Source organism: Acinetobacter sp. YH12200, assembly GCF_013418175.1.
Taxonomy (GTDB): domain Bacteria; phylum Pseudomonadota; class Gammaproteobacteria; order Pseudomonadales; family Moraxellaceae; genus Acinetobacter; species Acinetobacter pseudolwoffii.
This window is the reverse complement of sequence record NZ_VPCO01000013.1, coordinates 20,554-44,208: the sequence shown is the minus strand read 5'-3', so window position 1 is coordinate 44,208 and position 23,655 is coordinate 20,554. Positions and strand designations below refer to the sequence as shown.

Annotated in this window: 20 protein-coding genes; 12 read left to right on the top strand and 8 right to left on the bottom strand. The window is 43.7% G+C overall.

Annotation, left to right across the window (positions count from 1 at the left end; genetic code table 11):
• Positions 1-68 precede the first annotated feature (68 nt).
• The gene (locus FTU90_RS10025; protein WP_004786051.1) at positions 69-341 is read right to left on the bottom strand and encodes an HU family DNA-binding protein; all 273 of its coding nucleotides are present in this window, start codon (positions 339-341) and stop codon (positions 69-71) included.
• A gap of 157 nt (positions 342-498) precedes the next feature.
• A complete protein-coding gene (locus FTU90_RS10020; RefSeq protein WP_005096772.1) occupies positions 499-978 on the bottom strand; it encodes a phasin family protein in 480 nt (159 codons plus the stop codon).
• Between the two features lie 203 nt (positions 979-1,181).
• Between FTU90_RS10020 and FTU90_RS10015 the strand changes: the two genes are divergently transcribed.
• From FTU90_RS10015 to fdx, 8 genes are all read left to right on the top strand, one after another.
• Entirely contained in the window at positions 1,182-1,832 is a 651-nt protein-coding gene (locus tag FTU90_RS10015; RefSeq protein WP_005171121.1) for a hypothetical protein, read from the top strand.
• A 112-nt stretch (positions 1,833-1,944) separates the two neighbouring features.
• On the top strand, positions 1,945-2,418 hold the full coding sequence (locus FTU90_RS10010; protein WP_005171122.1) for an Rrf2 family transcriptional regulator: 474 nt from the start codon (positions 1,945-1,947) through the stop codon (positions 2,416-2,418).
• A gap of 1 nt (position 2,419) precedes the next feature.
• A complete protein-coding gene (locus tag FTU90_RS10005) occupies positions 2,420-3,637 on the top strand; it encodes an IscS subfamily cysteine desulfurase (protein WP_100355017.1) in 1,218 nt (405 codons plus the stop codon).
• A 107-nt stretch (positions 3,638-3,744) separates the two neighbouring features.
• On the top strand, positions 3,745-4,131 hold the full coding sequence (gene iscU / locus FTU90_RS10000) for a Fe-S cluster assembly scaffold IscU (protein ID WP_005171124.1): 387 nt from the start codon (positions 3,745-3,747) through the stop codon (positions 4,129-4,131).
• A gap of 34 nt (positions 4,132-4,165) precedes the next feature.
• A complete protein-coding gene (gene iscA, locus FTU90_RS09995; protein ID WP_005096766.1) occupies positions 4,166-4,486 on the top strand; it encodes an iron-sulfur cluster assembly protein IscA in 321 nt (106 codons plus the stop codon).
• 103 nt (positions 4,487-4,589) lie between these two features.
• Positions 4,590-5,105: a Fe-S protein assembly co-chaperone HscB gene (gene hscB, locus FTU90_RS09990; protein ID WP_005096765.1), complete on the top strand. Its 516-nt coding sequence runs from the start codon at positions 4,590-4,592 to the stop codon at positions 5,103-5,105.
• Positions 5,106-5,146: 41 nt separating this feature from the next.
• Positions 5,147-7,006, top strand: coding sequence for a Fe-S protein assembly chaperone HscA (hscA, locus tag FTU90_RS09985; RefSeq protein WP_180072528.1), 1,860 nt, complete (start codon positions 5,147-5,149; stop codon positions 7,004-7,006).
• Positions 7,007-7,021: 15 nt separating this feature from the next.
• The gene (gene fdx, locus FTU90_RS09980; RefSeq protein WP_005171126.1) at positions 7,022-7,360 is read left to right on the top strand and encodes an ISC system 2Fe-2S type ferredoxin; all 339 of its coding nucleotides are present in this window, start codon (positions 7,022-7,024) and stop codon (positions 7,358-7,360) included.
• A gap of 66 nt (positions 7,361-7,426) precedes the next feature.
• Here the strand turns inward: fdx and FTU90_RS09975 are convergent, their stop codons facing one another.
• From FTU90_RS09975 to FTU90_RS09955, 5 genes are all read right to left on the bottom strand, one after another.
• Positions 7,427-8,917, bottom strand: a complete 1,491-nt coding sequence (locus FTU90_RS09975) for an adenylate/guanylate cyclase domain-containing protein (protein WP_005171127.1) — start codon at positions 8,915-8,917, stop codon at positions 7,427-7,429.
• Positions 8,918-8,973: 56 nt separating this feature from the next.
• Positions 8,974-9,408 carry an HIT domain-containing protein gene (locus FTU90_RS09970; RefSeq protein WP_100357142.1) on the bottom strand — a complete coding sequence of 145 codons (435 nt, stop codon included), beginning with the start codon at positions 9,406-9,408 and terminating at the stop codon, positions 8,974-8,976.
• Between the two features lie 228 nt (positions 9,409-9,636).
• The gene (mfd, locus tag FTU90_RS09965; RefSeq protein ID WP_180072526.1) at positions 9,637-13,095 is read right to left on the bottom strand and encodes a transcription-repair coupling factor; all 3,459 of its coding nucleotides are present in this window, start codon (positions 13,093-13,095) and stop codon (positions 9,637-9,639) included.
• Positions 13,096-13,218: 123 nt separating this feature from the next.
• Entirely contained in the window at positions 13,219-13,584 is a 366-nt protein-coding gene (locus FTU90_RS09960) for a hypothetical protein (protein WP_005096758.1), read from the bottom strand.
• 130 nt (positions 13,585-13,714) lie between these two features.
• Positions 13,715-15,157 (bottom strand): aspartate ammonia-lyase, encoded by a 1,443-nt coding sequence (locus tag FTU90_RS09955; RefSeq protein ID WP_218945094.1) that lies wholly within the window; start codon positions 15,155-15,157, stop codon positions 13,715-13,717.
• A 420-nt stretch (positions 15,158-15,577) separates the two neighbouring features.
• Here FTU90_RS09955 and putP point away from each other — a divergent pair, with 420 nt between their 5' ends.
• Positions 15,578-17,086, top strand: coding sequence for a sodium/proline symporter PutP (gene putP, locus FTU90_RS09950; RefSeq protein ID WP_005096756.1), 1,509 nt, complete (start codon positions 15,578-15,580; stop codon positions 17,084-17,086).
• 78 nt (positions 17,087-17,164) lie between these two features.
• Here the strand turns inward: putP and FTU90_RS09945 are convergent, their stop codons facing one another.
• A complete protein-coding gene (locus tag FTU90_RS09945) occupies positions 17,165-17,659 on the bottom strand; it encodes an Lrp/AsnC ligand binding domain-containing protein (protein WP_005096755.1) in 495 nt (164 codons plus the stop codon).
• Between the two features lie 119 nt (positions 17,660-17,778).
• On the opposite strand from FTU90_RS09945, the gene putA reads away from it, so the two are divergent.
• The 3 genes from putA to FTU90_RS09930 all read left to right on the top strand — a co-directional run bounded on the left by putA (position 17,779) and on the right by FTU90_RS09930 (position 23,266).
• Positions 17,779-21,531, top strand: a complete 3,753-nt coding sequence (gene putA / locus FTU90_RS09940; protein ID WP_180072524.1) for a trifunctional transcriptional regulator/proline dehydrogenase/L-glutamate gamma-semialdehyde dehydrogenase — start codon at positions 17,779-17,781, stop codon at positions 21,529-21,531.
• Positions 21,532-21,715: 184 nt separating this feature from the next.
• Positions 21,716-22,798 (top strand): tRNA (uridine(54)-C5)-methyltransferase TrmA, encoded by a 1,083-nt coding sequence (gene trmA / locus FTU90_RS09935; protein WP_159138155.1) that lies wholly within the window; start codon positions 21,716-21,718, stop codon positions 22,796-22,798.
• 243 nt (positions 22,799-23,041) lie between these two features.
• Complete coding sequence (locus FTU90_RS09930; protein WP_005096749.1) at positions 23,042-23,266, top strand: hypothetical protein; 225 nt, start codon at positions 23,042-23,044, stop codon at positions 23,264-23,266.
• Positions 23,267-23,655: the final 389 nt, after the last annotated feature.

The following is a 23,655-nucleotide window of genomic DNA, read 5'->3' as shown; positions in this document are numbered from 1 at the left end:
TAATCATCACAATTTATTTTATCAATAAAAAACGCGCCAAAGAAGGCGCGTTTCATCGCTGGGTAAGCTTAAGCTACAGCGTCTTTTAAGCCTTTACCCGCTTTGAAGCTAGGCACTTTGCTTGCTTTGATCTCAAGAGTAGCGCCAGTCTGTGGGTTACGGCCAGTACGTGCAGCACGTTCTTTTACACCGAAAGTACCAAAACCGACCAAAGTAACTGTATCACCCGCTTTTAAAGCTTCAGTAACAGAAGCAATTGTAGCATCTAAAGCTTTACCTGCGTCAGCCTTAGATAATCCCCCTTTCTCTGCAATTGCATCAATTAATTCTGATTTATTCATGAAGATTACGTCCTCTTAATATCGTTTATTTAAGGTTCAAGAATTTGTTTAACATGCCATAACGCCTTTATAGCAATGCTTTAGGTATAAACGCAATACTTAAGAACCTCTTTTTTTTCAAAAAATATGCGAAAAAAACATTGAATAATAAATAAAGTCATTTTATTTGTGTTTTTTTCGACAATTCTTCCTGCATTTTTTCTTGTTCCGCAGTCAACTGATCAACTTTGGCATGTAACTGAAGGATTAAACGTTCCAAATGTTGTACATCCTTGAGTGTGACTAATCCTATACGATTCAATGAGTGATGAACAGAGTTGTCGATCAGCTTTTCCACTTTATCTTTGGTCTCTGTGACCGACTCTTTGGCCTTTTCTGAGACCTTTTCTACAGTTTGATCTGCAATATCTGCAGTTTTAGACTCCAGTTCTTCTCCAACCTTGACCAGTGAGTCAAACAGTTTATTGCCTTCTTCTTCGGCACGTGAAAATGCTCCCAGTCCAGCCAGCCAGATCTGTTTGGTGTATTTACGAAAATCAAGAGCCGATTTGCGCTCCGAGGCAGATTTGGACTTGGCTTTCATTGTTTTCTGGTTTAAAGCTTCAGCTGAGTCTTGTGCTGTTTTTGACTTGTCCATGTGCACGGCTCCTGTTTGTTTTCTGCGCAATTATTATAAATTATTCTACAAAATCACTGCATAATAGCAAATTTAGTACTTGATAGATTTGCTAAACTGTTCTACAAAGCAATTTATTTCAAGTCTAATTTGATTTAACCCTGAAATCTCTTCACAGGCAGGAAGCTTTTTCACTTTATATTTCAGGTAAGGATTGGTTGTATATGAGCGAATCGCAACAAAGTCAAAATCAACCGCATTTGTTGCTTACGATGACGTTAATTGTTTTAGAAACAATATTTACCTTCATTCTCAAGCATGATCGTGTCGTTGCATTACAAGCCAAGAAGTTTGTAGATGAAAATATCTCGATTAAAATCAATAGCTATATTCCATATTTCGACTTTTATGTGCAATTCACCACAAATGGTCTTTTATTTGACCATAAAGCACCGGGTCGCATTGTAGATCTGGATGTGCGTACCACACTTCCCGATCTGATCAAAATTTTTATTTTTGGCAATCGTCGTAGCATTCGTAGTATGCGCATTGATGGTCATCAGGTTTTGAAAGACGAATTTCGTGATTTATTAACCGTATTCAGCTTGCCAAAAGTATTAGCCGACTGGAAACACTGGCTGTCTGAAACACCCACTGATGAAACGGAAATTATTGCGTCCAAAAAGCGTATAGCACCACTCTTAAAGAAAATTGAAGAGCAGCGTTCCAAGATCAATACCTTGCAAGTAGAAGTCAAACAGTATAAAAACCGCCTGAAACGGATCGAACGCCGTCAAAAGCGCATTAATATTGTTTTTGGCCTGAGTAGCATACTTTTGATTACGTTATTAGTGTATAATTGGCTCAGTATCTAAATCTTTCATTATGAAAAAATTAAATCCCACTAAGGTCTACTAAAAATAACTTGACTAATTTAGTCGGGATTCTTAAAATCGATACATCTAGTCTAACCATGTGTATCGAATCATGCGCCTAACCACTCGCGGTCGCTACGCTGTGACTGCTCTACTTGATCTAGCTTTGCAGCCTTCTGAAAAAACGATTACGCTCGCCGAAATTGCGGCACGTCAAACTATTTCTGTTGCGTATCTTGAGCAGTTATTTGCGAAACTCAAGCGCCATGGCTTAGTTTCAAGTGTTCGTGGAGCAAATGGTGGATACCATTTAGCACGTAATGCAGATGAAATTACTGTGTTAGCAATTATCGAAGCTGTAAACGAAACAGTTGATGCGACTCGCTGTGACCATAAAGGCAACTGCCAGAATGGTGCGATGTGCTTGACTCATGATTTATGGCAGGAACTCTCCCACCACATTGCCGATTATTTAGCAAAAATCTCGCTTGCTGATCTGGTTGCACGTGACAATGTACAAACAGTGTCATTACGCCAAAATTCAGCATCCTTTGATTCAGCCCTTTTATCGGTTACAGGTATTTGACATGAAACGTCCGATTTATCTTGATTATGCAGCTACGACTCCGGTAGATCCTCAGGTTGCTGAACGTATGATGGAATGTTTAACATTCGAAGGTACCTTCGGTAATGCTGCATCTCGTTCACATGCTTATGGCTGGCAAGCAGAAGAAAAAGTTGAATATGCACGTGAACAGGTCGCTAATTTAATTAAAGCTGATCCACGTGAAATCGTATGGACTTCAGGTGCAACCGAATCAGACAACCTTGCGCTTAAAGGTGTGGCTCATTTCTATGCATCGAAAGGTAAACATATCATTACCTCTAAGATCGAACACAAGGCAATTTTAGATACGTGCCGTGAGTTAGAGTCTGAAGGTTTTGAGATTACCTATATTGAACCACAACCTCAAACCGGTTTAATTACTCCGGAAATGGTTCAAGCAGAAATTCGTCCAGATACGATTCTGGTTTCACTGATGATGGTGAACAACGAAATCGGTACGGTTACTGATGTTGCAGCGATTGGTGAAATCACTCGTGCCAACAAAATTTTCTTCCATGTCGATGCAGCACAAGCGGCAGGTAAAGTTGAAATTGATCTTTCAACTTTAAAAGTAGACCTGATGAGCTTCTCTGCGCACAAGATCTACGGCCCTAAAGGTATTGGTGCCCTGTTTGTACGTCGTAGCCCACGTGTACGCCTAAAAGCTGAAATGCATGGTGGCGGTCATGAACGTGGTATGCGTTCAGGTACGCTGGCAACGCATCAAATCGTGGGGATGGGTGAAGCATTCGAACTTGCAGGCAAGAATCTGGAAGCTGAACAAACCCGCTTACGTGTACTTCGCGACAAGCTTTGGAATGGCGTACAAGACCTTGAACAGGTGTTCTTGAATGGTCATCCTACACAAAACGTAGCGAACTACTTGAATATCAGCTTCAACTTTGTTGAAGGTGAATCACTGATGATGGCCTTGAAAGATGCTGCGGTATCTTCAGGTTCAGCATGTACCTCTGCAACACTTGAACCCTCTTATGTACTTCGTGCATTGGGTCTTTCAGACGAGCTTGCACACAGTTCGATCCGCTTCAGCTTTGGTAAATACACCACTGAAGAAGATATCGACCATGTATTGAGTATCACTAAAGCTGCTGTTGAGAAGTTACGTGAACTTTCTCCGCTTTGGGATATGTATAAAGAAGGTATCGACCTTTCTAAAGTTGAATGGGCTGAGCACTAATCTTCATTCTGAGATAGTGACCAATCGGTTGCTATCTCATTGAGAAAAGTTTTTTAACCCCCATATTTAATAATACTAAGGCTGACCCCGAGGTTTGGAGAAGCAACATGGCTTATAGCGAAAAAGTAATTGATCATTACGAAAACCCTCGTAATGTTGGCGTTTTAGATAAAAATGCTGAAAACGTTGGTACGGGTATGGTTGGTGCACCCGCATGTGGTGACGTGATGCGTTTACAGATTCAAGTCAACGATGCAGGCGTAATTGAAGAAGCACGTTTTAAAACCTATGGTTGTGGTTCAGCAATCGCATCAAGTTCTTTGGTGACTGAATGGCTCAAAGGTAAAACTTTGGATCAAGCTCAAGCAATCAAGAATATCGATATTGCAACTGAACTGGCACTTCCACCAGTAAAAGTACACTGCTCTGTTCTTGCAGAAGATGCAATCAAAGCAGCTGTAGAAGACTACCGTAACAAGAAAGTTAAAGCTTAATTGTTCCACGTTTTTAAATTTTAACGGAGTTTTCATGATCCATTTAACTGAAAATGCTGCAACTCATATCAGCAATTATTTAAAAAATCGCGGTAAGGGTGAAGGCATTCGCGTTGGTGTGAAAACTTCAGGCTGTTCTGGTCTGGCTTATGTACTCGAGTTCGTTGACGAAGTCGATACACATGACCAAGCATTTGAGCAGTTTGGGGTTAAAGTATTCATTGATCCGAAAAGTCTGGTTTATCTTGAAGGTATGGAGATGGACTATGTTAAAAACGGCTTGAACGAAGGCTTTGAATTTAACAACCCCAACAAAAAAGGCGAATGCGGTTGTGGTGAATCCTTCACTGTATAAACCCGGCAGTTATTCTCTTTTGACATTAAAACAGTGTGTTTCACACTGTTTTAATTGCATTTATACAGTTATTTTTGCACATTAATCGCGGACCCCATCTCCCATGAATCATTTTGAGCTGTTCAATCTTCCAGTAGCACTCGATATTGATTTGGCAACTTTAAAAACTGAATTTTTAAAGTTACAGCAACAATATCATCCCGATAAAGCTGAAGACAAAGATCAGGCCCTGATTAAATCAAGCGATATCAATCAGGCTTTTAAAGTTTTGTCAGCGGTCGATAGCCGTGCAGCGTATTTATTGTCCCTCAAGAAACAGGATTATCACTTAGATCAATCGATCAGTGATTTTGAATTCTTGCAGGACGCTCTGGAAATTCGTGAACAACTCGACGATGCCACCTCTGCTGAAGATTTAACTTCACTGAAAGTTGAAGTACAGCAATGGATTGACGGTCTGGTTCGTGAGTTTAAAATTGACTATACCGATGAAGACTGGGCTGAAGCACGCGATACAGTGCGTAAACTACGCTTCTTTGTTAAAGTCATGGCAGATATCGACAAGGCGGAAGACCGCTTCCTGGACGATGACAGCTTTGATCTTGATGATGATTTCTAATTTTTAGTATTTAATATTTAACGTGCAAAGGATGTAACACTATGGCTCTCTTGCAAATTGCAGAACCAGGTCAATCAAGTGCACCACATGAACACCGCATTGCGATTGGTATCGATTTAGGCACCACCCACTCTTTGGTTGCCACGGTTCTTTCAGGTAAAGCCAAAGTGCTGAATGACGAACAAGGTCGTGTGCTACTTCCTTCTATCGTGCATTATGCAGAACAGCAGACTCAATATGGTAATGAAGCCGCGCCTTTTATTACCAGCGATCCTAAAAATACCATCGTTTCAGTCAAGCGTTTCATGGGTCGCTCTCAAGCGGATATCAAATTCCAGCATCCTTATGCCTTGGTCGGCGAAGCGAATGAAATGCCGGCTTTTGAAACCGCACAAGGTCGTAAAACTCCGGTTGAAATTTCTGCAGAAATTTTAAAGCAGCTCAAAGATCGTGCTGAAGCAAGTCTGAAAAATCCGGTGAATGGTGCAGTGATTACCGTTCCAGCGTATTTTGATGAAGCACAGCGTCAGGCAACCCGAGATGCTGCCCAGCTTGCCGGTTTGAATGTTTTACGTTTATTGAATGAGCCAACCGCTGCTGCTGTGGCTTATGGCCTCGATCAGGAAAGCAACTTGAGTACAGATCGCAACTATGTGATTTATGACTTGGGTGGCGGTACTTTCGACGTTTCGATTTTGCGTTTTTCGCAAGGCGTGTTTGAAGTGCTTGCGACTGGTGGCCACACTGCCCTCGGTGGTGATGACCTGGACCGTTTAATTTTGAAATGGGCCAAGAAACAGCTAAACATCGAAACTTTAGATGATGCTGAATATGCACATTTTATTGTGGCAGCACGTAAGGCCAAAGAAGCACTTTCAGATGCTGAAACTGTTCAGATTCAATTACTCGATCAAGTTTTAAGCCTTGACCGTTCAACCTTTGAAGAAATCATTAAAGTCGCTTTGGACAAAACCATCAGCGTATGTAAACGTGTGATGCGTGATGCCAAGCTTGAACTGGATGACATTCAAAATGTGGTTCTGGTGGGTGGCTCAACCCGTTCTTATGCCGTACAAAAAGCAGTTGGTGACGTATTTAGCCAAGAACCGCTGTGCACGATTAACCCGGATGAAGTGGTTGCCATTGGCGCATCGATTACAGCAAACCAACTGATTGGCAACTCGACTGATGGTTCCTTATTACTGGATGTTACCCCACTGTCTTTAGGTTTAGAAACCATGGGCGGACTGGTGGAACGTCTGATTTCACGTAATACTGCCATTCCTGTAGCACGTCGTCAGGAATTTACTACCTATCAAGATGGCCAGACTGCCATGTTGATCCATGTGGTTCAAGGTGAACGTGATCTGGTTGAACATTGTCGTAGTCTGGGTCGTTTTGTCTTGCATGGCATTCCACCAATGACAGCCGGTCAGGCACGTATCGAAGTGACTTTCCAGGTCGATGCTGATGGTTTGTTGATGGTATCTGCCAAAGAAACAACATCTGGCGTGCATGCGCAAATTGATATTAAGCCATCTTATGGCTTATCTGGTGAAGATACCGAGCGCCTGTTGCTTGACGGTTATAAATTTGCCGAGGAAGATAAAAATCTGCGTCATTTGAATGAAACCAAAGTTGAAGCCCAGCGTGAGCTGGAAGCACTGGTTCAGGCACTAAAAGTAGATGCCGCTCTGTTGACTGAAGAGCAACTGGCAGCACTGCAAACTGCACAGGCACAACTTGAAACCGAGCTTCAAGGTTCAGACATCAAAGCGATTGAATCTGCAGTTGAACAGCTTAAAATACATAGTGATGCTTTTGCAGCAGCACGTATGAATCAACATATTGATGCCGCTCTTAAGGGCACTAAACTCGACGACTGGTCAAACTCAAACTAATTTAAGGTAACGACTATGCCACGTATTAAAGTTCTTCCACATGCGCAGATTTGCCCCGAAGGTGCTGAGTTTGAAGTCGAACACAATGCCAACCTGTGCGAAAGCCTGCTCAAAAATGGCATTAAAATCGAACATGCCTGCGATATGTCAGCTGCATGTACAACGTGCCACGTTGTGGTACGTCAAGGCTTCGACAGCCTCGAAGAAATGGATGATGTAGAAGCAGATTTACTGGATCGCGCTTGGGGTCTGGAACCTGATTCGCGTCTTTCTTGTCAGGTCACACTGGTCGATGAAGATCTGGAAATTGAAATTCCAAAATACACCATCAATCACGCTTCGGAAAATCATTAAGATTTTTCTTGAAAGATCATATAAAAAACCACGCTTAGACGTGGTTTTTTATATTTATGAGAATGATTAGATTACTTTGGAGTCTTTGAGTGATTCAAATTCGTCTTGTGGCTGGAGATGCTCAATCACTTCATCTTCAAGTTTAAGCTTGACGATGCCCTGAGAGTTGGTCAATTTCTGCTGAGTTTCAATGCGTTTAATCATTTTTTCCAGTACATGAATCAATTCTGGATATTCAAAGTTTTGTACTTCGTCCAGATTGAGCAGTAAATGAAAGCCTTTATATTCATAGTCGAACCAACGTTGATACTCAACTTTCTGCGATGCATATTTTTCCATTAGCTGCCAGGTTCTTACCGGTGCTTTAATGCCTTTCAAGAAAATTGGTTTCTTCGGCGCACATAAATAATCATTTTTGATCAGATTATGAGTATCTTCTGAAATCAGGATTTCATCCACTTCAGCTGCACTCTGTAAGCGCGCTGCCAAGTTGGCATCTCGTCCTACAATGGTATAGGCCATCCGATGCGTCGCACCATAATTCCCGACGTGGCAATAACCGGTCGAAATACCCATACGGATATGCAGTGGCGGATAACCCATTTTAATCCAACGCTCACGCAGCAGTTTCATTTGCTGACGCATGGCAATCGCCATTTCCATACAGTTCTTGGCATCCTGCTCTACGCCTTCAGAGTTTGGATCACCAAAGAAAATCAGGATGGCATCACCCATAAATTTATCGACAGTCGCTTCATAATTTTTGGCGATTTCGGTCATATGCCGCAAATAATCATTGAGCAAGAATGCTAAATCATCTGGAATAAGCGTTTCAGACAGTTCTGTAAAGCCTTGAATATCCGAGAAGAAAATTGTTAACTTTTTACGTTTATATTCAATTTTCGCTTCAGATTCACCTTTCATGATGGATTGCCACAACTGCACAGGCGCATAACGACTCAGCTGATTGGCAAATTCCATATAACGGTTCATCTGTTCAAAATAATGATTTTTCTTCTGGGTCATATACTGCACACGACCACTTTGATAAAAACTTCCGACACCAAAATAGGTAATCAGGCAGATGAAGCCTAAAACCGTCAGTTCACTGCTGGTCGGTTCAAAATAAGTCCCAAAACCAAAGACCAGAATATTGGCCAGATAAAAAACGGTGATCCCGACCAGACTGGCCAGAGAAGCCATCATCAATGAAATTTTATTACTGATTGCGGTATAGAGTATTGCCACCAAACCCAGCAAGGACAATACCAGATCCAGCTGTACTGCGGCTAAAACCACTACAATGACAATAACATCAATCAGAAAAAGAACATTGCGCCGAATACGATAATCATGGCGATAGATTAACCAGCGCGACAGTTTCGAGCTAATCAATAAAATCAGGAATAAAAATACAGGAACAAAGAGCTGATACTGGGTATCCGGTTCAGTGTAATGAAAGACGACCAGAACCAGAGACAGCATGATATAGCCCATCAAGCGATGAAAATATTCAAACTGTTGTGGTTCTTTTTGAATCCAGTCGTCTAATTGCATTCAGTCACTCCCTGAAATCCGCAATCGTTCATAGATCTCGGAATACTTGGGGCTAATCAGTCCATACGCCAGTCAAATGGCATATCACCTTGACCACGTAGCGCCAGCATGAGTGTTTGACGCATATGTGCCAATACTTCACTGCTATAAGGAACAGTTGGTGTACCCCAAACAGGCTTCGGCCATGCTACATCGTTCTGATAACGAACTACATGATGAAAATGCAATTGCGGAACCATATTGCCTAATGCCGCGACATTCATTTTATCCGCACGGAAAACACGTGCCAGCTGGCTTGATAACCAGCTTGATTCACGTAAAAACTGCTCTTGGTCAGCTTGGCTCAATTCATATAATTCAGAGACACCCGGCACACGTGGAATTAGGATCAGCCAGGGAAATTGCATATCATTCATCAAACGACATGTTGACAAAGGAAAGTCGCCTACAAAAAAAGTATCTTGAGCAAGTTGTGGATGCAAACTAAACATATCTTTATAAATGATGCAAAATTAGAATGATGGCTAATACTAACATATCCAACCGAAGCTGAATATTGAAAGCAATGTGTTTAAAGACAAATTCTCATGATTTGTTGCAAGGCGCATCACGAGAATTTGTTCGAACATTTCATTAAAAAATCTGGTTTATCATTCCTGAAAATTTCAATGAAAATGAAATGTATCATGAAGTTTTAAACTGATTTAGTCTAAATCAAATTAGCCCACTTCTTTCAATAGACTGTCCAGCAAATCCTGAATAAACTGAATCCGCTTTTGGTAATCTTCCAGCATGACCATGACCTTAAGACGTTGCCCGCCATTCATCCGGAAATAGGTTGGATGTTTCTGCATCATCTGGATAATGGTCATGGCCTGAACCGGGGTATCTGGCGCGAATTCCACATGCCCACCTTGAGCACTAATATCAATTTTGGTGATGCCAAGCTGCTCGGCTTTGAGACGAATCTGATGTACGGCAAAGAGCTGTTTGACCGGTTGTGGCGGTATGCCAAAACGGTCGATCAATTCCATCCGGATATTGTCCAGCTTCTCCTGAGTATCAGTATTACTGATACGCTTATAGAACAACAGACGCTGATGCACATCTCCGAGATAATCATCCGGAATGAGCGCTGGCATATGCAGGGTAATTTCTGCAGTCAGTGACAAGGGTGCATCGAAATTTGGAGTTTTGCCTTTTTGAATGGCTTTGGTGGCTTTTTCCAGCATTTCCATATACAGGCTATAACCAATCGCCTGCATTGAACCGCTCTGCTGTTCACCGAGTAATTCACCTGCCCCGCGAATTTCCAGATCTTCGGTGGCCAGCATAAATCCGGCTCCCAAGGTCGAAGCACGCTGGATCGCATCCAGACGTTTTTCGGCATCGCCTTTTAAGGCTTTTAAAGACGGCACCATTAAATAGGCATAGGCCTGATGATGCGAGCGCCCGACTCGGCCACGGAGCTGATGTAATTGTGCCAGGCCCAGTTTGTCAGCACGTTCAATCAAAATGGTATTGGCATTTGGGACATCAATCCCGGTTTCAATAATGGTCGAACAGACCAGAACATTGTATTCCTTGTGATAGAACTGCTGCATCACCTGCTCCAGTTCACGTTCACGCATCTGGCCATGTGCCACAATCACCCGGGCTTCCGGCACCAATGTACGGATATGCTCGGCGGCACGGTCAATCGTATCGACTTCATTGTGCAGAAAATAGACCTGACCACCACGCAACAGTTCACGCAGAATCGCTTCTTTAATGGTGTCATCGGTATGTTCTTGCACAAAGGTTTTCACCGCAAGACGGCGTGCCGGCGGTGTGGCAATAATCGATAGATCACGCATGCCACTAAAGGCCATATTTAGTGTACGCGGAATTGGAGTGGCTGTCAGGGTCAACATATCCACATCGGCACGCATCGCCTTGATCCGCTCCTTGTCACGTACTCCAAAGCGATGTTCTTCATCGACAATCATCAGGCCAAGATTTTTAAACTGGACATTTTCCTGCAAAATTTTATGCGTACCAATCACGATATCCACTTTGCCTTCAATCAGGTCGTCAATGGTCTTGGTATGTGCTTTGGAAGAACCGAAACGTGACAGCACTTCAATCCGGACCGGCCAATCGGCAAAGCGGTCTTTGAATGAATCATAGTGCTGCTGTGCCAGCAAGGTGGTTGGCACCAGAATCGCCACCTGCCGGTTATTCTGTACCGCAACAAATGCAGCACGCATCGCCACTTCCGTTTTACCAAAGCCGACATCACCACAGACCAGTCGATCCATCGGTTTGGCTTGTTGCATGTCATGCAGCGTGGCTTCAATCGCATTGGCCTGATCCAGCGTTTCTTCATAGGCAAAGCCACTGGCAAACTGCATATACAGACTTTGATCAATTTCAAAACTGATGCCGGGTTTAGAGACACGGCGTGCCTGAATATGCAGCAACTCGGCCGCAACATCATGAATCTGTTCCAGCGCTTTATGTTTGGCTTTATTCCATGCATCTGTCCCGAGCTTATGCAATGGTGCCAGATCCGGATCACCACCGCTATATCGGCTGATTAAATGCAGATTGGTCACCGGCACATAGACTTTGGCCGCATCGGCATAATCCAGCTGCAAGAATTCATGATCCTGATCATCAATACTTAAGGTGACCAGACCGGCATAACGCCCAACTCCATAATCAATATGCACCACAGGCGCGCCCATGGTCAGTTCAGTCAGACTGCGAATCAGAAATTCTTCTGAAACTTCCTGCTGACGTTTACGGCGGCGTTGTACCACGCGATGTTCATAGAGCTGGTTTTCAGAAATGATGCTGACACGATCGGTCAGCACCAGACCACGCTCTAATGGCGCATTGGTAATCGCAATCGCATACAGGGAGGTGATAAAGCTCTCAAAGTTATCAACCGTCGGAATATCACCCAGACTTGGTCGTAACGCATCTTTTAAGCTTTCACGGCGTCCGGCACTCTCTGCCACCAGCAGAACCGGATGATTGGCCTGATCGATATATTTTTTGACTTCAATAAATGGTTTTTCACGTTTTGGATCGACAGGCAGACGTGGTGGCAACTGGGTATCGAGGTTCAATACGCCGGCTTTTTGGTCAAAAGGCGTTTGGGCGGCAATAATACGCGCAAATTGATTCAGCTGCTCCAGAACCTGATTGGTCTGAAAGAACAGGCTGTCTGGGGGGAGGATCGGCTGATCGATATTGTGACGGCGATCTTCATAACGGCGCACCACATCCTGCCAGAATTGGGTCAAACTCTCGTCTAAAGCCCGATCTGTAATGACAATGCCATTCTTAGGTAAGTACGAAATCAGCGAACTTTGACCTTGCATGGCCTCAGCACTGAAAAACAGCGGTAAATAAAACTCGATTCCCGGTGAAACAATGCCCTCCATCACATCCTGATAGATCGGATTTTTCTTTGGATTGGCAGTCGGGAAAAATTCGGCATAGCGGTCACGGAACGTCGCACGGCCTTCCTTGAGTGGAAATTCCTGTGCCGGCAATACGGTAAACTGTTGCAAACTTTGTGTGGTGCGCTGAGTTTCGGAATCGAAAAATTTCAGGCTTTCAATTTCATCATCAAACAGGTCAATCCGAATCGGTGCTTCCTGCCCCGAGGCATAAATATCCATGATACTGCCGCGTACCGCAAACTCACCCGGATCATAAACCGTATCGACCAGATGATAACCGGCCTGAATCAGCTTTTTCTTCTGTTGTTCCAGATCGAATTTCTGTCCGACGTGAATATCAAAATGTTCACCCAAAATCCATGAAGTCGGTGCGATACGCTGTGCCAAGGTTGAGGCAGAAAGTAACAGCACGCCAGTTTTTGGCATATTGGATAAAATCGCCAGACGTTCCGAGACAATATCCTGGTGCGGAGACAGGCGGTCATAAGGCAAAATTTCCCAATCTGGAAAAATCGTGGGTTTAATCCCATAAAATTCCAGTTCACTTTCCAGTTGACCCAAATGCTGGTTATTGCGTGCAATCACAATAAATAAACGCGATTGCTGCTGCACGATTTCTTTGAGCAACAATGCCGTCGAGGAACCTTGCAGATTGCCTAACCAGCGTTTCTCGCCTGCTTTGAGTTGTGGTAAATTGAGTTGGGAAATTTCTTGTTGGAACATGGATATAGCTTTAAAGTCTAAATAACCTGAGGCTTATACTAGCACGATGATCTCAGGATATTTTGTTATTTTTATGCAGTCTTGCCACATCCATACGCTTCGATTTCAAGCCACTTTTAACACTTATTTTTTCTCTCGCAGAAAGTTACGATAATAATCATTTAACTTCTTGAGGATCATTTTAAATTGCAGCAGGTTCTCTTCGGTATTTCCCAAAGTCACATTAAAACGCTGATGGGCAATTTCCAGATCAATCTTTTCATTGATCAGCATCGCGGTGTCGTATAAAGCTTTTAAATCATCAAACTGTTTTAGACGGCGATTGGACAAATATTCTAAGCGTGTGGCCAGTTCCTGATTTAAGTCAATGCCATCCACGATATAACCTGTGCCTTCGACATGCTGGATATTCTGCTCGTCTAAATATAGCTGTGCAGCAGTCGGTTTATTAGTTTTAAATAATGCACTAATTTTATCAAACATCGCCATTTACCCAGCCAAATAAAGTTCAGACCCTAGTCTAGATGAAAATGCCTCAAATCCACATATCGAACTTGAGGCAAATTGTCAAAATCACAACGATCAGTTGATTTGAGCTGTTTCAAGACAATTTATGCTATCAAGAAACCTGTTCGAGCTGACTCTCTGCTACAGGTATTTCAGACACCAGATTTTCAAATGCAAAGATTTCTTCTAATTGCGTTGCGCTTAATAAACCGAGTTCCAATACCACTTGCGGCACGGTTTTATTTTCACGCATACATTGTTTACCAATTTCATCACATTTGGCATGCCCCAGAATCGGCTCAAGTAAGGTCACAATCCCGACACTGCGCATGACCGAACTTAAACAGATTTCTTCATTGGCCTGAATGCCAGCAATACATTTCTGATTCAGGGTTTGCATGCCTTGAGTCAACAATTGAATCGACTCATTCATGGTCAGGGCAATCACAGGTTCCATCACATTCAGTTGTAACTGCCCAGCTTCCGCTGCCATAGTAATGGTCAAATCATTACCGATGACCCGGAAGGCAATCTGATTGACCACTTCCGGAATGACCGGATTGATTTTTGCTGGCATAATCGATGAGCCTGCCTGTAATTCCGGTAAGCGAATTTCAGCCAGACCTGTACGTGGTCCCGAGCTAAGCAAGCGCAAGTCATTACAGATTTTGGACAGTTTCACTGCCAGGCGTTTTAAACTGCTCGACAAGATAATAAAGACACCACAATCACTGGTGGCCTCCACATAATCTTCTGCACCTTTTAAAGGCAGCCCCGTCAGGTGCGCCAAAGTTTCGACGACTCGCGTCGCATAACCTGGCGGCGTGTTTACCCCAGTCCCGATCGCTGTTGCACCTAAATTGACTTCCAGCAATAACTGGCGCATCTGCTCAATCAGTTTTAAATCTTCCTTTAATAAAGTCGCAAAAGCCCGGAATTCCTGCTCCATGGTCATCGGGACGGCATCTTGCAACTGGGTACGCCCCATCTTGATCACATACTGAAATTCGGCTGCCTTCGTATATAAACAGTCAATCAGTGCTTTCAGCACTGCCAATAATTCATTCAGGCTGCTATAAGTTGCCAAACGTAAAGCGGTTGGATAGACATCATTGGTCGATTGCGAAGTATTCACATGATCATTCGGATGCAGGATGTGATACTCACCTTTATGATGCCCCAAGATCTCTAAGGCGATATTGGCAATGACTTCATTGGCATTCATATTAATTGACGTACCAGCACCGCCCTGATAAGGATCAAGTGGAAAGGCTGCTTGCCAGTTTTCAGGATGCTGAATCAATTCATTACATGCTTTTTGAATCGCAGTACTGGTTTGCTCGGATATTTTTTGAAAATGCAGGTTGGTCTGTGCCGAAGCTTTTTTGACCTGGGCCAATGCACAAATAAAATGTGATTGTTGCCCTATCGCCAATCCTGAAATCTGGAAATTTTCGATGGCACGTAAAGTGTGAATCCCATAATAGCTATGCAACGGGATCTGTTTTTCCCCCAATAAGTCATGTTCAATGCGGGTCGGTTCGATTTGCAGCATATTGTCCACTAAAAAATACTCTTGGCGATGCACCGTATTTGGTGTGGTCTCAATATGAGCAAACAAATACAGAGCGAATAGGAGGACTTTAACCTAAATTTGCTAATATTTATTACCAATACAGTAAAGCTGTGAGTTTTGTAAGATCATGTAAATAAAAAGCTAAAATTTAAATCTTTTAATTGCTTATTCTAAATTAGCTTGTTTTGCCTCAATCCAATACTTTATCTCTCGCTGTTAAGTGGCTTAACTTTCCTTAAGTTCCATCTAGTTAAATTGGTATTTACAATAAACATACATAAAAGCTGTGTAAATGTTACAGAGTGTAATTTTTAAACCGTGCTTGAATCACTGCCTTGTGATCTCCGTACAAAAAATCATCTGGAACGATGGTTTCCATATTTACAGGATGCCCTGCCTATGACTTATTTAAATCCGACCCTGATTACCTTCATGTTTTATATTATCGCCATGATTGCAATCGGTTTATATGCTTACCGTGCAACCTCCAATTTTGATGAATATATTTTAGGTGGACGTAGTCTGGGCAGTGTCGTTACAGCTCTTTCCGCAGGTGCATCAGATATGAGTGGCTGGCTGCTGATGGGTCTTCCGGGCGCAATTTACCTGTCTGGCCTGTCAGAAGCCTGGATTGCCATCGGCCTGATTATCGGAGCGTGGCTAAACTGGTTACTGGTGGCAGGTCGTCTACGGGCGCATACCGAATACCAGAATAATGCCCTGACCCTGCCAGATTATTTCACCAGCCGTTTTTCCGACCGCAAACGCATTTTACGGGTCTTGTCTGCCTTGGTGATTCTGGTGTTCTTTGCAATTTATTGTGCCTCGGGCATGGTCGCAGGTGCACGCCTGTTTGAAAGCCTGTTCGGCTGGAATTACACCACGGCGCTTATCATCGGTGCGATGGCGACAATTTTATATGTGTGTATTGGTGGTTTTCTGGCAATCAGCTGGACGGATACTTTTCAGGCCGGTTTGATGATCTTCGCACTGTTGCTGACCCCGATCATTACCTTCCTGGCCTTGGGTGACAATAGCCAGCAAGTGAGTGTCATCCTTGAATCTGCCCGTCCACATGCGTCCAGTATGCTTGAAGGCTTAAGCGTGGTGGCGATTATTTCCAGTCTGGCCTGGGGTTTGGGTTATTTTGGTCAACCACATATTTTAGTGCGCTTCATGGCAGCAGATTCAGTGAAGACCATTCCTGCTGCACGCCGTATTGGCATGACCTGGATGATTCTGTGTCTGGGCGGCGCAGTGGCAGCTGGTTATATCGGGATTGCCTATTTCACCGTTAATCCAACATTCGCCTCGGTGGTGAACCAGAACCCTGAAACCGTGTTTATGGAATTGACTAAAATCCTGTTTAATCCATGGATCGCTGGCATCGTACTTGCAGCTATCTTGGCGGCGATTATGAGCACCTTGAGCTGTCAGCTTCTGGTCTGTTCAACCACCCTGACTGAAGATTTATACAAGAGCTTCCTGCGCAAAAATGCCTCACAAAAAGAACTGATCTGGGTCGGTCGTGCTATGGTTTTAGTGATTGCGTTAATTGCGATTGCCTTGGCGATTAATCCGAACAGCAAGGTTTTAGGTCTGGTGGCTTATGCCTGGGCAGGCTTTGGTGCAGCATTTGGCCCCTTGATTATCTTGTCTCTGTTCTGGAAGCGTATGACCCTCAACGGCGCGATTGTCGGCATGCTGGTCGGTGCGGTGACGGTAATCGTCTGGAAAAACTATATGGGTGATACCGGCCTGTACGAGATTATTCCCGGTTTTATTCTGGCTACCCTGAGTATCGTGATTGTCAGCTTACTGGATAAGGCACCGAGTGATGATGTGGTACATCGTTTTGAAATGGCCAAAGCTGAATATCAAAAAGAAATGGCTGAAATGAAAAAATAGTCTGGATATTCAATACAATAAAAGAGACTTTCAAGTCCCTTTTATTGTTTTTTAGATTAGTCGTTAATAAGCTACAAATTATTTAGATTTTCCCGGTATTTTTAGATGGATCTGCTGACTTTCTTTAATCACCTCCATCACCGGATAACTGCGTGTTTCCTTGATCCCGGGCAGTTGCCACAAGATTTGCCCGGAAATTTTACGGAATTCATCCATATTGGCGCAGCGGATTTTTACCACGAAATCGAAACCACCACTGATCATATGACATTCAATAATTTCTGGAATCTGCCGGACTGCATGGGAAAACTCATCTAAAACATTCGGTGTGGTTTTATCCAGTAAAATCTCTACAAAAACCACAAAAGCGTTATTGAGCAGATTTGGATTCAGACGGGCTTCGTAGCCCAGAATATAGCCTTCTTTGCTCAGTTTCTGCACCCGCGCCAGTGCCGCGGTCGGCGATAAATTTACCAGTTCAGCCAGTTTAATATTGGATAATTTGGCATCGGATTGTAATAAACTCAGGATACGAATATCTATACGGTCTAGGCTTAAATAAGGAGGCTGCATTAGAATTATTCTCTAAAAAATGTAAAAACTATAGTGAGATATTCGTCAAATATTCTGTGATTATAGATTAAAACTCGTTAGCCCCGCTAGATCTGATTGCAGCAGTACAGGATGTCACTATGCCGACCACACTAAGCCCCACCTATGGTTCAGATGCCATGAAGCAGCCAAATTATATCGCCGAATTCAAAGATAAAAATGAATACGAACAACGTATCAACACTGCATGGCGCCGTGCGGAAACTGAATGCGTCGAAGAACTCTTGCTGCATAGTGAAATTTCCTCCGAACTCAGCGACAAGATTCAAGCGCTTGCCTTTGATCTGGCGCATTCCTTGCGTGAACGTAAAAATTCAGGCGGTAAAGCGGGCATCGTACAAGGATTATTACAGGAATTTTCCCTATCTTCTCAGGAAGGCATTGCCCTGATGTGTCTGGCCGAAGCCTTGCTGCGTATTCCAGACAAAGCCACGCGTGACCTGCTGATCCGCGACAAGATCAATCAGGGCAACTGGAAAGAACATCTCGGTCAAAGCCAGCTGATGTTTGTCAATGCCGCAGCCTGGGGCTTGATGCTGACGGGTAAATTAATGGAAACCCCACAGCAAAAAAGCCTGTCCAGTTTATTAACCGGCCTGTTGGCGCGCAGTGGTCGCGGCATTATCCGTAAGGCCGTCGATGTTGCCATGCGCATGATGGGCGAACAGTTTGTGACGGGTGAAACCATTGATGAGGCGCTGAAAAATGCAGAACGTCTGGAAGAAAAAGGCTTTCGTTATTCCTATGACATGCTTGGTGAAGCAGCACTGACCGATCCGGATGCGGAACGCTATTATCAGGATTATCAGCAAGCGATTCATGCCATCGGGCAAGCCTCGCAGGATAAAGACGTTTATGATGGCCCGGGCATTTCCATCAAACTCTCTGCCCTGCATCCGCGTTATCAGCGCGCACAGATGGATCGTGTACATGATGAACTGTATGGAAAAATGCTTAAACTCGCGGTCTTGGCGAAACAGTACAATATCGGTTTAAACATTGATGCCGAAGAAACTGACCGTCTGGAAATTTCCTTGCAACTGCTTGAACGCCTGTGTTTTGAGCCGCAATTACAAGACTGGAAAGGCATTGGCTTTGTGATTCAAGCCTATCAAAAACGCTGTTTCTATGTGGTAGATTATATTGTTGATCTGGCCAAACGTAGTCAGAAACGCCTGATGATTCGTCTGGTCAAAGGTGCCTATTGGGACAGCGAGATCAAGAAAGCACAGATTGAAGGCATGTCGGACTATCCGGTATTCACTCGTAAGGTGCATACCGATCTATCTTATATCGCCTGTGCGCGTAAATTATTGGCTGAACCGGATTATATCTATCCGCAATTTGCCACCCATAATGCACAAACGGTGGCCACGATTTACCAACTGGCGCAACCTGAGCAGTATTATGCGGGTCAATATGAATTCCAGTGTCTGCATGGCATGGGCGAACCCTTGTATGAAAATGTGGTGGGCGACAAATCGGCGAATAAACTCGGTGTCCCTTGTCGCATTTATGCGCCAGTCGGCAATCATGAAACCTTATTGGCTTATCTGGTGCGTCGTTTGCTGGAAAATGGCGCAAATACGTCTTTTGTCAACCGGATTGCCGACAAAACCCTAAATATCGAAGATTTGATTGAGAATCCACAACAAACGATTTTAAAAGCTGCACAGCAGGAAGTCATGATCGGTGCCAAGCATCCGCATATTCCTTATCCGCAAGATCTGTATGGCACACGTATTAATTCATCGGGTCTGGATCTGGCCAATGATGCAGAGCTGAGCGCCTTAAATGAAGTCGTTGCCAGTCTGACCCATACACAATTCCAGGCAGCAGCCATGGGAACGGCGTTTACAGTGAGCGATAGCAGCAATGCAGTGCAGATTATTAATCCGGCCCAACATCAGGATGTAGTCGGTACAGTCTATGAAGCGACTCAGGAACAGGCTGAAATTGCCTTGACCCAGGCCGTCACTGCACAAGCTTTCTGGGCCAATCTGCCGAAAAATGAGCGCGCAGCCTGCCTGAATAAAGCCGCGGATCTGATGGAACAGCGTTTGCTGACACTGATGGTGATTCTGTCCCGTGAAGCTGGCAAAACCTATGCCAATGCCATTGCCGAGGTCCGGGAGGCGGTAGATTTCTTGCGCTACTATGCCGGTCAGATGTTGGATTTAGCTGAAAATACACAGATTCAACCTTTGGGTACCGTGCTGTGTATCAGTCCATGGAACTTCCCGTTGGCAATTTTTACCGGCCAGATTTCAGCAGCGCTGGTCGCGGGCAATACCGTCATCGCCAAACCGGCAGAACAGACCCCGCTGATTGCTGCACAAGCGGTGCAGATTTTATGGGAAGCTGGCATTCCGCAAGACGTCTTACAGCTCTTGCCGGGTCAAGGTGAAAGCATTGGTGCGCAGCTCAGTGCAGATTCACGCATTCAGGGTATCATGTTTACCGGCTCAACCGAGGTCGCCCATATTCTGCAAAAAACTGTAGCAGAACGTCTGAACCAGTTTGGCGAAAGTGTGACCCTGATTGCTGAAACCGGCGGTCAAAATGCCATGATTGTCGATTCATCTGCATTAACTGAGCAAGTGGTGCTTGATGTGGTTAATTCTGCCTATGACAGTGCCGGCCAGCGTTGTTCTGCTTTGCGTGTGCTCTGTGTGCAAGAAGATAACCTGGATGCTGTGCGCACGATGCTCAAAGGTGCCATGCAGCAGTTAAGAGTCGGCAATCCGATTTTATTAAAAACCGATATTGGTCCGGTGATTGATCTTGAGGCCCAGCAAAATATTCAGACGCATATTCAGCAGATGCGCAGCAAAGGTCACAAAGTCCATCAACTGATGTTTGACCAAGATGAGACTGAATTAACCCAAGGCACCTTTATTCCGCCAACATTGATTGAACTTCCAAACCTGAACGATCTGGAGCGTGAAGTCTTTGGTCCGGTGCTGCATCTGATCAGCTATAAATATGGTGAACTGGAACAGTTATTGGAACAGATCAACAGCAAAGGCTATGGTCTGACCATGGGCTTACACACACGTATTGATGAAACCATACAAACCGTGATTGCGCGAGCAGAAGTCGGTAACTTGTATATCAACCGTAATATCGTCGGTGCAGTTGTGGGTGTTCAGCCTTTCGGTGGTGAAGGCTTGTCCGGTACTGGCCCTAAAGCTGGTGGGCCGCTTTACATCTACCGTTTAATGCAGCAGCTTTCCGAGAAGAAACTGGCGCAGCCTTATGCCATGCGATCTGATCAAGCCCCTATTGAACACAAACCAGTCCAGGAATTTAAGGCTTGGGCCTCTAAAACTTTCCCCACAATCTCCTTAAAAGCACCCAGCCAGATTGCGACCGGACAAAGCTTTAGTTTGCAAGGTCCAACCGGCGAAGAAAACCAGTACATGATCTTGCCACGTGAAAGTGTTCTATCTTTGGCGCACACCGAGCAAGACCAGATTCAGCAAATTTTGGCCATTTTATCGGTCGGCAGTCGCCCTGCAGTATTGGCTGAAAATACTTTTGTGCTGAAATATCTACAAACAATGCCAAAAGCAGTTGCTGCCCGATTCAAAGTGATTCAAGACATTGAAAGTGGGGAATTTGATGCTGTATTACATCATGGTGATGCTGCGGAATTGATTGATTTACAGAAGCGTATTGCGGCTCGAAAAGGCCCCATTGTAGGAATCACGCATTTAAACTCAGGCAATCATGACATTCCGGTGGAGCGATTGGTGCTTGAACGGGCCATTAGCATCAATACGGCAGCAGCCGGTGGCAATGCCAGTTTGATGACGATGAGTCATCTCTAAATTAATCGAATCATCTTGTCATTTTTCTGTTCATGATTTCCTCTTTACGGCCAAATTTTTCTCCTCAGAGGGTTTGGTCTTTTTTATGCAGTTTTTAAAGCCGCTCAGCCACAATAGGCTTAGGCAGATCAGCAATTATTTGCTACCATTTGCGCTTTAAAATATTTGCGACTTCTTACTGCATATGACTTCATCTTATCAGCAACAACTCGATGCCAAAATTGAACGCATCAGCGCTCAGTTTGCCGAATATCAACCACCTGCCCTCGAAGTATTCCAGTCTCCTGAAAAATATTTCCGCATGCGTGCTGAATTTCGGATCTGGCATACTGATGATGACATGTTCTATGCCATGTTTGAACGCAATGAGGATCAGCAGAAAAAAGTCATCCGTATTGATGAATTTCCGATTGCAGACCTGAATATCAATCAGTTGATGCCTAAATTGCTGCAAGCGCTTAAAGCCGATCCAGTATTATCGACACGCCTGTTTGAAGTACATTTTCTGGCGACCTTGAGTGGTCAGGTACTGGTTTCACTGATTTATCATCGCAAACTGGATGAAAGCTGGGAACCGGCAGCCAAGGTGCTAGCAGAACAGTTAAATATCAAGTTAATCGGTCGCAGCCGTGGCCAGAAATTCGTCCTGTCTGATGAATATGTGGTAGAAGAACTGTCGGTTTTTGATCGTAGCTACAAATATAAACAGATTGAAAGCAGCTTTACCCAGCCAAATGCGCAAGTCTGCCAAAAAATGCTGGAATGGGCATGTGATGCAGCAGAACAATCAGATAAAGACTTGCTGGAATTGTACTGTGGTAATGGTAACTTTACCCTGCCACTCTCGACCAAGTTCCGCCGTGTTCTGGCAACCGAGTTAGCCAAATCTTCAGTCTATGCGGCTGAGTGGAATATTGAGCAAAACCAGATTGAGAACATTCAGGTCGCGCGTCTTTCTGCAGAAGAGTTCACCCAAGCTTACAACGGCGAGCGTGTGTTCCGCCGCCTGCAAGAAGCCAATATTGATCTTGCGACTTATGACTTTGATACGGTATTTGTCGATCCACCGCGTGCCGGTATTGATGATGAAACGCTTAAACTATTACAGCGCTTCCAACGCATTATTTACATTTCTTGCAATCCAGACACATTGCATGACAATCTGAAACAGTTGTCTCAAACCCATAAAATCAGCAAATTCGCTATGTTTGATCAATTTCCATATACACACCATGTAGAAACGGGCGTATTGTTAGAAAGAAGATAAAGAATTTGTTTCAATTTATTTTCTTGTTACAAAAAAGGAGTTTTTCGAAATTCCTTTTTTTATATCTTAAATCATTAACTTAATAACAAATTATCATTTGTACAGCTAAAAATATCGTTAGCTCTTTGAGCTTCAATCGGAAATTCTAAAGACTAACTGCTGCTTTTATCACATAGGTCCTATTGCTTTATTTATTTAATTGGCTATATTTCACTCTATGTTAGGTTGTTGTATGAAGGCTCTATGAGTTTTTGGCAAAAGTTGTTTTCTGTGGAACAACACAATGAACACAAGAATCAGATTGCTTGTGTAGAAAATGATTGCTCTTTCAAGACAAATGAACAGCTTCTTGAAGCTTTGTCTAAAGCAACTGATGAAGAGATCATCATCGGAATCAAAAAGGTTCTTGTATCACGCGGCTATAGCCGTAAGGAACTGAATGAACTTCAACACTTGCCCTTGCAGTAATCGGCAAAGGCTCTAGCCTGATCAAAAAAAGCACTTGTGTAACCAGGTGCTTTTTTTATATCTGTCGCTTTAATTACATTGAAGAAGAACCAAACTTAGAGAGTTCAATTGTATAAATCCGACTACACAACCTTCTGCCTTCTGTTGAGTAATTGGTAATAAATCTGAACACTTCTTCCTCTCACTTTTTCTGATTTTATTGAAATGTAAAAGTTAGCTTAGGCTATTTATAGGTGTTGCTGAACAGATGTTCATCTGAATTCTGCCATACAGGTGATCAAGTCACTTGCTGCATACGCCTATTGCTTGTCTGCCTAAACTCAAGCAAAGCGTCGATTAATTTAGCAAAAGGCAGTACACTTGTTATTAAACTACAATGCTTTTTTAAA